We start from the raw sequence: 14019 nt of genomic DNA on the forward strand, positions 1-14019 counted from the left end.
GAGGGCGCTGCAGAAGCCCCAGCCTGCCCCTCCCCAAAGGGGGAGGGGAATAGTTTAAGTTGATAAGTAGACTAGTTAATTTTTTAAGTTGATGAGTTCTTGAGTGAGTTTGTAAGTTTTTTGAGTTTATTAGTTCTTAAGTTGTGGAACGAAAAAGGTTCATCTCTTTCTCCCTCTCCTTTTAAAGAACCATCGGGCATCAACCAACTATTCGCTGTCAGCACAGCCGGTACGACAGCAAACGAGGGAGATAATGGTTGAAGTGCGACTTTACATGCGTCATCTCTTTTCCGGCGCAAGAGGCAGAAGAATCCAAAAAAACTGTGTATCTTTGTGTTTGGAGGGAGAAATATGCTCCTTATAGAGAAGAAAATGGCTGACGAAGAGTACTATATACATAAGTTGGAACGACGCGATATACGTCCTACGGCCATCCGATTGCTCATTCTAAAAGAGATGAGTCGTGGCGACGAGGCGGTATCTATGCCCGATTTGGAACATTGGTTACCCACGGTCGACAAATCGACAATTTCTCGTACCCTCTCACTTTTCTTGCTTCATCGGCTCGTTCATGCCATTGACGACGGATCGGGCATGTTGAAATATGCTGTCTGCGACGACTCATGCGACTGCTCTGTAGACGACGAACACACGCATTTCTATTGTGAATGCTGCCATCGTACATTCTGTCTCAAGCACATAGCTGTACCTGTTGTGCCATTGCCCAACGGGTTTTCGCTCAACAACATCAACTATGTATTGAAAGGTGTTTGTCCCGATTGTGCAGCAAAGAAATGAGTTTATAAGTTTTTGAGTTGGTGAGTTTGTAAGTCTTTGAGTCATTTTGCCCACAAATAGCAATCTGTACTACTCACCAAATCTTTTGTCAACTCGTCAACTTGTTCACTTGTCAACTTGTTCACTTGTCAACTAAAAAACTTATAAACAGAAAAACTCAAGAACTAAATAACTCAAAGACTCACCAACTCATTTAATACTGTGAAATATTATTCAACTCTTTCAATTTGCGCTCTTGTGCCGACGTAGTGAGGGCTTGTACCATATACGCGTCTGAGGAACGAAGTCTCTGCTCTGCATATAGCCCAGAAGTGAACGATAGAACTGGCGACCTTCAATGGTTTGAGAGATAGAATCAAGGTCGGCCATACACACCAACAACTTGCCTTTACCCACACAGAATTCAAATACAAGGCCGAGTTTATGGTTACGTTCGATGTTGTCTATCACCTGAATAAGGGGGCGATAGGTTTTCGACAGATGATCGAGGATGAGTGGGCGAGAGGCTTTGACGATGGGAAACCACTGCCACGACGTGCAACTATCGGTGGGGAACTCGCGAAAGAGGGCATGGCGGGGATTCATGAGCAGGCCGAGCGTGCCGGGACTCGTGCTCTTCTTATTGTTCTCACAGATGGTTTTGAACATGCGGTAGTTCCAATAGTCGGTCTGAAAGAGTCCGCCTACCGTATTACCCGCAACCAAAGCCGAGTCGGGCATAAGCAATACACGCGCCCCACGTTGTAGCTTCCTACCTATCTCATCGGTCATTTGGTGGGCAATAAGAATGCCTCGCTTGAGCTTGTCGAGCGACTTCTCGCTACCGGGATACACCCACATGGGATAGCTGTTGGCGTATTCCGTGCCCTCTATCTGTAGGTTTACGCGCATTTGGGTAGGTCGCAGGATGTCGCAGATACCGTCTTCTATCGGGTCGAGCCGGAAAAGGCCAAGGCTGTCTTTGGCTATAGTCTGTCTGCCTTCGCTGTGAATACGGCCATCGGGCCATAACAATTGCCATCTCAAAGTCTTTCCACGTAGCGATTGTCCACCGTAATTGGCAATAGCAATACCGGCACTCCATGTACAATCGGCACCTGTATGAGGCCGTTCCTCGGTGCTGTAAACATACGAATCCCACTCTAGCATCGGCACGACAGGCGCACAGAAACCACGCCACTCTTTCTCCATTATAAATCCTTTATTGTCCATGAAAGCATCGAGAAGCCCCACGTAGGCACTTCCCTGTCCCGGATAATCTTGCAAATCGAGTAACTGGAATCCCGCCATGTTACGCGTTCGCAAGTCCATCTCGATGTCGGCCTTGTACAACTGCGCCGCCCACAGTCCCGAAGCACGATGGAAGTCGTGTGCCTGAGCAGCCATTCCGGCATCGACAAGTCGCTTACGGAATACCTCCATGCTATATGGATAGAGCACACCGGTGTATTTTTGAATCTCAGCATAGTTGGGATAAGACTGGAACTGCCCCGTCTCGTGACTGATAATCGGCACGGTGGCAACGTCGCAAGCCTCATCGAAGTTCGTCACAGTATTGGGATAACAGTGGTTAAGCATCCCTCCGTCGAACGCATCGGCAAAAGAGAACGAGCCACGCGTGTGGGTATTGAACTGCCCCCAAGTCTCTCCGCCCATGCGACAGGTGGTGAAATAGTCCATACCGGGCTTGATACCTTGATATCCTAGATAGTAGTTGGAGCCGAAAGTATAAAGTTTGGTGGAGTCGATACGACGGAATTCCTCTACGAAAGCGTGCATCATGTCGATACTTCCCCATAATTCGTTGCCCAAAGCCATCATCACAAACGACGGATGATGGGCGTATTGCTGGACGATATTCAAGCCTTCGGTCATCAGAAACGACATAAGCGTGGAATCCTTGGCATTGAAATCGCCCCAAAACGGCAACTCCGGTTGCAAGTAGATACCTTGCTCATCGGCCGCAGCAAAGGCTGCTTCGGGAGGACACCACGAGTGGAAGCGCACATGGTTGATACCATACGACTTGAGGGTTTGGAGGTATTTGTTCCACGTACCAATGTCCATGGGCACATGACCGGTCAACGGCCACACGCAAGCATCGTGCTTTCCGCGTAGAAAAGTCTTCTTGCCATTGATATAAAAATGGTGCTTATCGGCAGTAAATTCGCGCAAACCAAAGGGTATTATGGTCTCCACACCATTCAGATTGAACGTTATGTCGTAGAGGTCGGGGGTAAATTCGCTCCACAAGCGGGCATCGGTGCCGAGGTCGAGACTCACTTCTACGTAACCGCCTTCGCATTTTTCCACATTGAAAACATCTCGTGTGACGATCTTTCCGTTCCATGTACGTGGCGTAGCCGAGATAGAAAGATGCGAATTTCGGGGATGCCGACCGTCGGTATAGACCTTGACGGTGACCGTACGGTGCTCAACGTGCGGTATCAACCGATAACCGGTGATGATGGCCGAGGCTTCTCGCTCTATATAGAAACGGCCGATGACTCCGTTCCAATTGGTCTGCGTGTCTTCGGTATAGGCGTGACTGCTGGCATAAATCTGCTCCGGAACGCCACTTGCATTGTCGATACATAGGATTATGGTGTGCCGACCGGATGTCAGACCGCCCGAAATAAAATATTGTTGCGGTACGGATATGTCTTCCTTTGCCCATACTCGCTTTCCATCTATGTAGAGGGTAGAGGGCTTGGTACGCTCCATAAAAAGGCAAAGACTGCTTCCTCGCCACGATTTCGGAATCTCAATAGTACGGCGATACCATGCTTTGCCTTTGAAATGATGTAGTCGGGTGAGGTGAGTCGTCTCTGTCTTCGATGCCGGCAGCAAACCTTTACCGGCGGTATCGGTGGTTCCCGGCAACATGATATAATCGTCGAACTGTAGTGGGATTCCTTTCGTTCCCTCCCGGTCAAGATACAACTCCCACCGGCCGGAGAGGTCGATACGGTCTTGGGCCGCCATCGTTGTAATGCCTAAAAACAGAAGTAGAATAGATAAGTAGCTTTTCATGGGAAATCAATTTATTGTTTAATAGTAGATGTTATCAATAAAGAGGCCGAGGCAAAAGCCACGCCTACGAGGCAAACACCCAGCCAACCGGCAGCCATCCAACCCTGTCCGGCACAGAAAGTGCCCAAACTGCCGCCGATAAAATAAGTAGTCATGAAGATGGTATTAACACGATTGCTGGCTTCGGGTAGCTCTTGTATGCAACTGCTTTGGTTGCTGAGTTGCTGACATTGCACTCCAATATCGACCAAGATGATGCCGACGATGAGTCCGACATAACTCTCTCGGAACACATAAACCACCATCCAAGCCACAATTTGAAGCACGGCGCCAACAGCACTAAACTTGCGTACACCATATTTGGGTACCCATTTGCCCATGCCCGAAGCCGCCACGGCACCGGCAATACCGCAGAGTCCGAGGACTCCTACCATGTCGCTGCTGTCGTAGAAAGGTGCTCCGGCAATATGAAAGGCTAAGCACGACCAAATGGCAAGCATGCTACCGAACCCGAAAGCAGCCCGAATGCTGTTGAGACGGATGCGAGGATGGGTACGGACAATGGTCCATACAGAACGCATCAGACTTATATAATTACCTGTAAAATTGGCTCTCATGCGTGGCATGAGTCGCAAGGTTGTCGCACAACATAGCATCATTACACAAGTGGCAATGACGTAAACGGCACGCCAACCCAACCAGTCGCCAATGAAACCGGCCAGCACACGTGCCGACAAAATACCTGTCAAGAGACCCGACAACACGTAGCCCATGTTGCGAGCTTTATTCTCCGGTCGCGAATACTGACCGGCTATGGGAATAAAAAGTTGTGGAACAACAGAACAAAGACCAAGAAACAACGATGCCATCCAAATGATATGGAGGTCTGTGGCAATCGCTGTGAGAGCTGCCATGAGTGCAGCGCCCGTCATACAAACAATGATAATACGGCGCCGACTATAGAGGTCGGCAGCCGGAATAACAAATAAGAGACCTAGAGCATAGCCCACTTGCGTGATGACCGTGATGAGATTGGCCCCGACTTCGGTGGTATGAAGATCGTGACGAATCATCTCCAGCAGCGGTTGACTGTAGTAAAGATTGGCTACAGTGAACCCTGCCAAGACGGCCATGAGTATCATCATGACGCGTGGAATACCTTTATTCTCTTCGAGTATAATCAATGAAGACTTATTTACTTAGCTCCAATCTCTTTCAAGAGGCGGTCGGCATGTCCCCAACGATCCATCATATAGAGTACGTAACGGATGTCGACACCTATACAACGAGCCAATCGCTTGTCGAAATTAATATCACTAGAGAGGCTGTCCCAGTTACCATCGAAAGCTAAACCGATGAGTCGGCCCTTGCCATCGAACATGGGTGAGCCACTGTTTCCGCCCGTAATATCGTTGTTGGTGAGGAAACAAAGCTGCAATTTACCGCTCTTCGGGTCGCTATAAGGAGTGAAGTCGCGTGCCGAGAGCAGCTCTTTCATGATAGGTTCTGCCTTATAATCGAAGATTTCTTCGCCTTGATTCATCTTCTTTACGATGCTCTCGGCAGTGGTATAATAGCCCGATGGTTTGCCACCAAGGTCGAATCCACCCACCTGACCATAACTGAGACGCATCGTAAAGTTTGCATCGGAGTAATGGGGCAGGTCTTCTTCCATGCGAAGCTTGGCTGCACAGAGGTACTTCTCCTGCTCCAAAATGCTGTCGTTGATGGCAGATAATTCGGCATAAAGGTCGCCGGAAACCTCCAAAAGGTCAATACCATAGTTCACACCTAGGTCTTTGCGATAAGCCTTGCTGTTGACATAGAGTTTCTTTCCGCTCTTCATGACGAGCGATTTGTCATAGAGTGCATTGACATAACGGGTATAGTCGCCACCAAATTTCTTGTCGATGGTCTCATAAAACTTAGGCAGATACTTGCTATTGACATGACTGCGATAGTTCTTCCACAACGCTGTCATCACCTCCATATCAAGAGCTGCATCCCAATCCTTGCTGTTGTCATCGAACTGTACGTACTGCTTCTTATCGCGATTCTTGGGGCCTTTCACCTCAGCATTGTTTAGATAATAAGCTCGTTGATTGAATTCGCTGGTGCGACGGAATGTCTCATTGAAGTACATCAAAGTCTTTTGAGCTTCAAATCGCTTGGCATATAGGCGAGCCATGAGGTCGAAGTCGAGCTTACCTTTCAGATAACCGGTCGAGTCTTGCCATGCTCTGAGGCGCTGTTCGTAGGCTTGTTTCTGTCCAATGATGCCAATAGAGTCGATACATTTGTTCATACCGATGGAGTTCTTCCAGTAGTTTGCGCTTTGGGCGAACTTGGAATCGTACTTGATACGTACCGCTTCTGATGCACGCATGTGACGTTGCATCACTTCCTGCTTGACTCCACGAACCTGTGCGCGAGGCGCATTGAGGGCATCACGACGCTCACGTATGCCATAAGAAGAGAGATAACGACTGGTTGAACCGGGGTATCCCATGGTCATGGCATAGTCGCCTTCCTTGTATCCTTCGAGGCTTACAGGCGCCCAATGTTGCGGATGATAGGGCACATTCTCTTTACTGTAAGCTGCCGGTCCGTTCGTTTTCGGGTCGGCATAGATTCGGAATACAGAGAAGTCGCAGGTCTGTCGAGGCCACATCCAGTTGTCAGTTTCACCACCAAACTTACCCATCGACTTAGGTACGGCGAACACTAAGCGTAGGTCGGTGAAGTCTTGATAGGTGGTGGCATACCATTGATTGCACTCATAGAAAGGATCTATATCAATGTGCAATGTTTTATCTATCTTCTTAATAGAGTCGGTCAACTGGTTTTGGAGCGAGTCAACGATAGCACGTTGACGGTCGCGCGACTTGCCTTCAATGAGCTTATTGACACGTTCGGAGATGTCTTCCTGCTTCTTCATGAATGAAACGAACATGTCTTCATTGGGCAATTCATCGGCATAACTCTGTGCCACAAAGCCGTTCAACATATAATCATGCTCCACGGTAGAATGCGAACGGATGGCTTCAAAACCGCAATGATGGTTGGTAAATACCAATCCATCGGGCGAAACCACGACTCCCGAACAGTATCCGGAGAAGTTGACAACAGTGTTTTTGATTGCGTCTTTACTACCATAGAGGTTATTGTAAGGCAGTTGGAAACCTTCTGCCTGCATCTGTTCGTACACTGCTTTGGGCAGATTATAGAGTGTCCACATACCTTCATCTGCGTGCATAGGCAGCGTAGCAAACATACACAGAGCTGCCAAAGATGATATTTTCTTCATTATATATTATCTTTTTAGTTTGATATTTTCTTTTTTCAACACCACCAACATGAATACTCCGATGAGCAATGTGTTGATGACAAGGCTGGGGATAGTAGCCAATTGACTGTTTGTCAACGCTATTCCGGCAAACAAAATAGCCGTCAGTCCCACATACATCAGTATCTCTTTTATCGGATAATTGATGGGATAATAATGCTGTCCCACCACATAGCTTACCACCATACTTACTCCATAGGCAGCAAAACCGGCCCATGCGCAAGCCATATAACTAAAGTGGGGGATGAGAAGTATGTCCATCAGTATCAGTACCACGCATCCTAAGCCGGAGAAATAAGCCCCCCAAATGGTGCGATCGGTCAACTTATACCAGAACGAAAGATTGAAATAGATGCCAAACATGATTTCAGCTGCCATCACAATAGGTACCACCCGCAACCCATCCCAATAGTCGTGAGCCACCACATGACGCAATACATCCATATAACCCATCACCATCAAGAAAGCTAGCAAGGTAAAGATGATGTAGAACTTCATCACCTTGGCATAGGTCTCCTTATTATCTTTATCTTTCGTCTTGCCAAAAACAAACGGCTCATAAGCAAATCTGAAGGCTTGGGTTATCATCACCATAATCATCGCAATCTTGATACTGGCACCATAAATACCCAGTTCTACCTGCGCTTCGGCTATCGAACCATCGTAGAAATAAGGGAAAAGTATCTGCGAAGCACTTTGGTTTAACTGTCCTGCCAAGCCTAGAATCAACATCGGCCATGTATAGCTGAGCATGCGTTTACATACGTTTATGTCGAATCCGAAGGTTATTCCCTTCAGTTCTTTCCACAACATAAGGAGCGTAACGATGGTACATACCAAATTGATATAGAACACAAAAGCCACATCTAACGTGAATTGTGCATCGTAAATACCAAAAAGATTGAGCTTGAAATAAGGCAATATAACCAAATACAGCAGGTTCAAAACGATGTTTAAGGTGATATTGACTATCTTCAGTAGGGCAAACTTATAAGGTCTATGTTTGTATCTGAGGTAGTCGAACATGATGGCCGTCCATGCATCAATAGCGACACAGACAGCCATAGTACCCACAAACGAGGGATGATCGGCATATCCCATGGCTGCCGAGATGGGGTGTAAGAATACCAATACCAACACCGAGAATATCAAAGCCACAAATCCCACCATACGAAGTGTGGTGGAATAGACCATTTGTGCATTCTCTCCTTGCTTGTTGGCAAAGCGGAAGAACGTAGTCTCCATGCCGTAAGTAAGCAAGATAATGAGCAATGCTATATAGGCATAGATATTGGTAATGATACCATATTGGCCACCCGCAGCATTGAATTTATACACCTGAATGGGCACCAATAGGTAATTAATGAATCGAGCAGCAATACTACTCAAGCCATAAATGGCCGTATCTTTCAATAAAGATTTTAAATTTGCCATATTATATAATTAGGTTTATTAGGTGAGGTAAAGTTTGTTAAGTTTGTTAGGTTTGGTGATACGCTACATATCTAACCTATTATACCTAACCCACTTACTACACCTAAACTACTCCATCTAATATCCTCTCCTCTCTTTTCTCATCTTCATTCTCTGTTCTCTAATTCCTCCTTCATTCAAGAACTTTTTATTTTGCCAATCAATCAACCCTCTTAACAAAGCCAAAGTCTGAAAGATAACAATGAGAGCCATATTAGCAATATCTTCAGCCGACCGTCCTTTGATTTATCTCATATACCAAGCTGAATCGTTATGTTTGGCAAAATAGCGCTTACATATTTTGTATTTAGGATGATTCTCGCCCCATATTTCAAGATGATAATGTCGCAGATAGTCTCGATAATCTCCTTTTAATTCTTCAAGACTCCCCTTGGCTATCACCGATAGTCTATGCTCTGTCGTTGTAGAACCCTCTGCATCACTATATCCCTCTACGATATTCTGCTTCCCCGAACGTGCTGCTTGCTGCATTTGGTCGGCTGTACGGTCGTGTATGCGTTCCAAGAATCGGGCGGCAAAGTAAAATGTTATATCTAATACACACTGGCTTTTTTGGTAGACAGCCAATGTCTCATAGCTACTGATTTTACTTTTACGTGTATCCATAACCTCTACCCAAAGAACAGATCGGCAATAAGGATAGCGGCAATGGTGCCCACAAGGTCGGCCATCAAACCGCAAATTACAGCATGACGGGTATAACGTATGCTCACACTACCGAAATAAACAGCCAGTATATAGAACGTCGTGTCGGTAGAACCTTGGAACATACAGCTCAGTCGCCCAACGAAAGAGTCAGCTCCGAAATGCGTCATCGTGTCAAGCATCATACCCCTTGAGCCCGAACCTGAGAGGGGTTTCATGAGCGCTGTGGGCAAAGCGTCCACCCAATTGCTGTTCAATCCCAACAGATCTACGCCCCATCTCACACTTCCAACTACTGCATCCATGGCACCGGAAGCACGAAATACACCGATAGCAACAAGGAAAGCAACGAGATAAGGGATAATGCGGACGGCTGTGGTGAAGCCTTCTTTCGCCCCTTCCACAAAGGCATCATACACATTTATCTTCTTTCTCATGCCCGCAATCATAAATCCTACGATGATAGACATGAGCAGTACGGCCGTCACCGAGGTACTGACGGTGTTCACCATAGCCGGAGGCATCCGACTGAATGTCCATACCACGCTCGCCATAAACAGACTGATACCACCCAAGGTAAGCAGTAATGTGCGGTTGAAGAGATTGATTTTCTGATATATAGAGGTAATAATAACGCCTCCAAGCGTTGCCACAAAGGTGGCAATGAGTATCGGTAGGAAAACGTCGGTAGGTTGCACAGCTCCTTGTTGTGCCCGATAAGAGAGAATAGATACCGGAATGATAGTCAATCCACTGGTGTTTAACACCAGAAACATAATCATAGGATTGGTGGCAGTATCTTTCTTTGGATTTAGTGTTTGCAATTCTTGCATGGCTTTCAAACCCAAGGGAGTGGCCGCATTGTCCAATCCCAACATGTTGGAAGCAATGTTCATGAAGATGCTACCCATGGCTGGATGCCCTTTCGGAATATCGGGAAAGAGCTTCGTAAACACCGGTGAGAGTACTCGAGCCAATACATTAATGAGTCCGGCACGCTCAGCTATCTTCATCAGTCCGAGCCATAAGGCCAACATTCCCGTCAAACCAATAGAGATTTCAAATGCCGATTTCGACGAATCGAACGTAGAATTCATGAGTTCCGGAAACACGGCTATATCGCCTAAAAATATCAATCGCGCCAATGCCACAACAAAGGCGATGAGGAAGAACGCTATCCAAATGTAGTTCAGTACCATATACGGGAGGCTATTGTCATGCAGTCGAACACCATCAAGATTCTATCTCGGATTTTCGAATGCAGCCTAATTTCTGCAAAGATATAGATAATAATTGGAAAAAAGAAATAAAAGTTAGTAGTTAGATGCGTATACTGACAATGTGAAATAAAAAGCTTACCTTTCAAATTTCCGCTTGCTTGTCTCAAGAACTAAGCCCTTTAGTTGTATCCCAACACCGTCATACGGGCTTCATCGAATATATCTTGCGCCACAGCCTGTACCTGTTGCGGAGTCACGGCGTCTATCTTCTCATAAAGCGAAGTAATATCTTTCTCCCAACCGTAATGCAAAAAGCTCTTACCAAAGTCGAGGGCGAAGTTCTCACGATTATCGCAGGCTACGCCAATCTGTCCTTTTATCTGCTTCTTGGCAGCACTCAACTGTGCTTCAGACAGTGGTGTAAGCATCACGCGGTCAAGCTCTGAACGCACCAAACGGCGACAACGCTTCACATCGTGAGGGTCGCAACCAAAGTAAACACCCCATATTCCCGTGTCGCCATAGCTCACCATGCTACTGTCCACAGCATATACCAGCCCATTACGCTCGCGTAACGACAGGTTGAAACGAGCATTCATGCCCGGCCCACCTAAGATATTATTGAGCAGATAGAGCGCCATACGCTGGTCGTCGCCAACTCCATAAGCCCGATTTCCCATCATGATGTGTGCCTGATGCGTACCACGATTGGTGATATTCTCACCGGCTTGATAAACAGGTAATGGCTCCCGCATATCGGGACGTAAGGAATCTTGTGTCGTAAAATCATTACCCTCGTGTCCACCCGTGGCAAATGTTCGCATGAGCAACTTCACCAATCGGCGGAAGTCAATGTCTCCATAAGCAAAAAAGATGGTATTGCCGGGCGTGTAATATTTTCGGGTAAAGCGCAGGGCATCGGCCGTTGTAAAACTACGCACACGCTCGGCCGTCCCTAGAATATTATGTCCTAAACGGTGACCACGAAAGATGGCGTTCTCAAAATCATCGTAGATAAGTTCCGACGGTGTATCATTGTAGCTCTCTATCTCATCGCATATCACCTCTACCTCTTTGTCTATCTCGGCTTGGGGGTATGTACTATGAAACACGATGTCAGTCAACAAGTCAACTGCTCTGGCCATGTGTTCGCGCAAGATAGCTGCATAATAGACGGTATCTTCTTTATTGGTGAAGGCATTCAAGTCGCCGCCAACACTCTCCAGCCGGTTGATGATATGCCATGCCCGACGATGCTCCGTGCCTTTGAAAGTAACGTGCTCACAGAAATGAGCCAATCCCTCTTCGCCGGGCGCCTCATCTCGCGACCCCACATTGATTTGGTAACCGCAATAAAGTACGGGTGAAGTGGATGGTAGGTGAATGATACGCAGACCATTGTCTAGCGTAAACGTATTATATTTCATTGGTATTCAAGCGCTAATCTATTTTTTCACTACTTCTTTCGCAACCAACAATAAATGGGATAGTGGTCACTGCTTTTAATACTATTGTCCACCCGACAGTTGTAAGGTGTCCAATCGTCCGAACACATGATATTGTCTATCCGTACAAAGAAGCCGGAATGATGGTATGAAATGCCCGGACCGAGCCCGCTCTCCACATAACAATCGGTGAGATTACGGGCTATGGTACGGCGTGTATATGATATAGGATTATCGTTGAAATCACCACATACTATCATGCTTCGACCTTTATGCTCACTGATAAAACGCGCCACGGCCTCGGCTTGTGGCCCACGTTTGCGTGCCGCTTCACCCAGTTTGTCTATCAATCGCTTCGATTCTTTCTTGGCTTCACGAGCTTCCACATCTCCTTTCACCATCTGTTTGAAGTTCGATTTATCTTCTAGCGATAGTCCGGTAGTCTCCAAATGATTATTGATAACAATGACTGTGTCGTCCTTTATTTTTAGTTCATAGGCCATTGTAAGATTTCCATGAGAGGCATAATGGATGCGTTGGCGCGAGATGATAGGGTATTTGCTATAGAGCGCGATGCAGTCTCCGCCCCTTCCTTTTACCGCCGTATCACAATATTGATACAAAGGATTGAGCATTTCATCGACCCGTTGCCGACTGATACCGTTAGGCATAGCTTCTTGCAGACACACGATATCGGCATCCTGTTTGGCTATATACTTCAAAATAGGGTTTACCTCACCGGGCTGTGTGTCCCATCCGGCAAACAACCAAACATTGTATGAGAGCACTTTAATAGCATCTTCGGGTGCCGTCTCTCGTACATTGAAAGGGCAATACGTACGGATTGGAACGTAACAAAGCAGGAATCCGATGAGCGGTATCAGCACTCCGCGCAGTCTGAAGACCACCCAGAAGAAGGTAAAAACCAAGTTGATGACAAGCAAAACAGGGAATACCAGTCCGGCAGAAGCCAATGCAGGATGGTCGACAGGGTTCAACCTATCGGAGAATCCCACCAACACCATCACGATAATGGTAGCAATATTAGCTCCTGCTACCATACGAAAAGTAATTTCTTTGAGTACTTTAATCATCGAAGAGCCACTAATTACGATTGCTACTTTCAAAGAGTCTACGCTTCTCTTCGGCCGTCAAGCTATCGTATCCACTCCTGCGAATCTTGTCTAGTATGCGGTCTATCTCTTCCTGCTCTGCATGTTTGCGAGCATTATAATCCCAATCGCTTTGTTTGTCTTGCGGTGCTTCCGTGCTACGAGTGTCGGCTTGACGATGACTACGCTGCTCCCATCGGTTGCGTAATGAATCGAAAAACTGTGCTCCCTGCGAACGGCCATAGCCTTGTGTGGGATGATTGCGCCAGTAGCGAATCATGAAATATCCGAACACCATACCACCTAAATGAGCCAAATGAGCCACATTATCATTGGTAGTGCCTAATAACGAGAACACTTCAATACCTGCATAGAACAGTACAAACCATTTGGCTTTGATGGGAATCGGCAGAGGGAAGATGAAGATACGCTCTTCGGGAAATATCATTCCGAACGCCAACAGGATGGCATAGATAGCACCCGATGCACCCACAGTGGTCCACATATTGAGCGCCGCACCCACTTGTGTGGCCACAGCTCCTAATTGCGAGAGGCCTATTTCGGGGTTCTGTCCATGTATTGTCATATAGAATGATACCAACTGAACCAACTCTTGGAACAGTCCGGCACCAACACCACACGATAAATAGTAAAATAAGAACTTGCGAGGTCCCCATACATTCTCTACCACAACGCCGAACATCCACAGCGCAAACATATTAAAAAAGAGGTGCATCCAGCCACCATGCATGAACATATAGGTGACTAACTGATAGATTTGGAAGTCGGGAGCGAGGAAAAAGTGAAGTCCGAAGATGTCGTTTAAGTCGATGCCCGTCATCGAAAGAACCAGCATACAGATAAAAGCCAGCACATTGATGATGAGCAAATTCTTCGTCATAACCGGTATATTGCGCATTGTAATC

11 protein-coding genes are annotated in these 14019 nt (G+C 46.7%); 1 reads left to right on the forward strand and 10 read right to left on the reverse strand.

The window, feature by feature from the left end; translation table 11 throughout:
• Positions 1–372: 372 nt before the first annotated feature.
• Positions 373–798 carry a Fur family transcriptional regulator gene (locus AC1EK4_RS03875; RefSeq protein ID WP_480357081.1) on the forward strand — a complete coding sequence of 142 codons (426 nt, stop codon included), beginning with the start codon at positions 373–375 and terminating at the stop codon, positions 796–798.
• A gap of 222 nt (positions 799–1020) precedes the next feature.
• Here the strand turns inward: AC1EK4_RS03875 and AC1EK4_RS03880 are convergent, their stop codons facing one another.
• The 10 genes from AC1EK4_RS03880 to AC1EK4_RS03925 all read right to left on the reverse strand — a co-directional run bounded on the left by AC1EK4_RS03880 (position 1021) and on the right by AC1EK4_RS03925 (position 14012).
• Positions 1021–3831: a glycoside hydrolase family 2 TIM barrel-domain containing protein gene (locus AC1EK4_RS03880; protein WP_480357082.1), complete on the reverse strand. Its 2811-nt coding sequence runs from the start codon at positions 3829–3831 to the stop codon at positions 1021–1023.
• Positions 3832–3842: 11 nt separating this feature from the next.
• The gene (locus AC1EK4_RS03885) at positions 3843–5015 is read right to left on the reverse strand and encodes an MFS transporter (RefSeq protein ID WP_036896240.1); all 1173 of its coding nucleotides are present in this window, start codon (positions 5013–5015) and stop codon (positions 3843–3845) included.
• An 11-nt stretch (positions 5016–5026) separates the two neighbouring features.
• The gene (locus tag AC1EK4_RS03890; protein ID WP_036896239.1) at positions 5027–7138 is read right to left on the reverse strand and encodes a S46 family peptidase; all 2112 of its coding nucleotides are present in this window, start codon (positions 7136–7138) and stop codon (positions 5027–5029) included.
• Positions 7139–7144: 6 nt separating this feature from the next.
• Positions 7145–8611: a lipopolysaccharide biosynthesis protein gene (locus tag AC1EK4_RS03895; RefSeq protein ID WP_036896238.1), complete on the reverse strand. Its 1467-nt coding sequence runs from the start codon at positions 8609–8611 to the stop codon at positions 7145–7147.
• 117 nt (positions 8612–8728) lie between these two features.
• Positions 8729–8896, reverse strand: a complete 168-nt coding sequence (locus AC1EK4_RS03900) for a four helix bundle suffix domain-containing protein (RefSeq protein WP_369796367.1) — start codon at positions 8894–8896, stop codon at positions 8729–8731.
• The gene (locus AC1EK4_RS03905; RefSeq protein WP_480357085.1) at positions 8897–9277 is read right to left on the reverse strand and encodes a four helix bundle protein; all 381 of its coding nucleotides are present in this window, start codon (positions 9275–9277) and stop codon (positions 8897–8899) included.
• 5 nt (positions 9278–9282) lie between these two features.
• Positions 9283–10515, reverse strand: a complete 1233-nt coding sequence (locus AC1EK4_RS03910) for a nucleoside recognition domain-containing protein (RefSeq protein WP_036896237.1) — start codon at positions 10513–10515, stop codon at positions 9283–9285.
• 200 nt (positions 10516–10715) lie between these two features.
• The gene (locus tag AC1EK4_RS03915; protein ID WP_480357087.1) at positions 10716–11963 is read right to left on the reverse strand and encodes a M16 family metallopeptidase; all 1248 of its coding nucleotides are present in this window, start codon (positions 11961–11963) and stop codon (positions 10716–10718) included.
• A gap of 29 nt (positions 11964–11992) precedes the next feature.
• Positions 11993–13075 carry an endonuclease/exonuclease/phosphatase family protein gene (locus tag AC1EK4_RS03920; protein WP_480357132.1) on the reverse strand — a complete coding sequence of 361 codons (1083 nt, stop codon included), beginning with the start codon at positions 13073–13075 and terminating at the stop codon, positions 11993–11995.
• Positions 13076–13085: 10 nt separating this feature from the next.
• Positions 13086–14012: a rhomboid family intramembrane serine protease gene (locus AC1EK4_RS03925; RefSeq protein WP_036896234.1), complete on the reverse strand. Its 927-nt coding sequence runs from the start codon at positions 14010–14012 to the stop codon at positions 13086–13088.
• Positions 14013–14019: the final 7 nt, after the last annotated feature.

Source organism: Prevotella sp. C0026C3, from assembly GCF_056590795.1.

Excerpts from the sequence above, each read along its gene's own strand:
- AC1EK4_RS03875 (WP_480357081.1), top strand. The coding sequence starts at position 373 with ATGGCTGACGAAGAGTACTATATACATAAGTTGGAACGACGCGATATA.
- AC1EK4_RS03880 (WP_480357082.1), bottom strand. The coding sequence starts at position 3,831 with ATGAAAAGCTACTTATCTATTCTACTTCTGTTTTTAGGCATTACAACG.
- AC1EK4_RS03890 (WP_036896239.1), bottom strand. The coding sequence starts at position 7,138 with ATGAAGAAAATATCATCTTTGGCAGCTCTGTGTATGTTTGCTACGCTG.
- AC1EK4_RS03895 (WP_036896238.1), bottom strand. The coding sequence starts at position 8,611 with ATGGCAAATTTAAAATCTTTATTGAAAGATACGGCCATTTATGGCTTG.
- AC1EK4_RS03905 (WP_480357085.1), bottom strand. The coding sequence starts at position 9,277 with ATGGATACACGTAAAAGTAAAATCAGTAGCTATGAGACATTGGCTGTC.
- AC1EK4_RS03910 (WP_036896237.1), bottom strand. The coding sequence starts at position 10,515 with ATGGTACTGAACTACATTTGGATAGCGTTCTTCCTCATCGCCTTTGTT.
- AC1EK4_RS03915 (WP_480357087.1), bottom strand. The coding sequence starts at position 11,963 with ATGAAATATAATACGTTTACGCTAGACAATGGTCTGCGTATCATTCAC.
- AC1EK4_RS03920 (WP_480357132.1), bottom strand. The coding sequence starts at position 13,075 with ATGATTAAAGTACTCAAAGAAATTACTTTTCGTATGGTAGCAGGAGCT.
- AC1EK4_RS03925 (WP_036896234.1), bottom strand. The coding sequence starts at position 14,012 with ATGCGCAATATACCGGTTATGACGAAGAATTTGCTCATCATCAATGTG.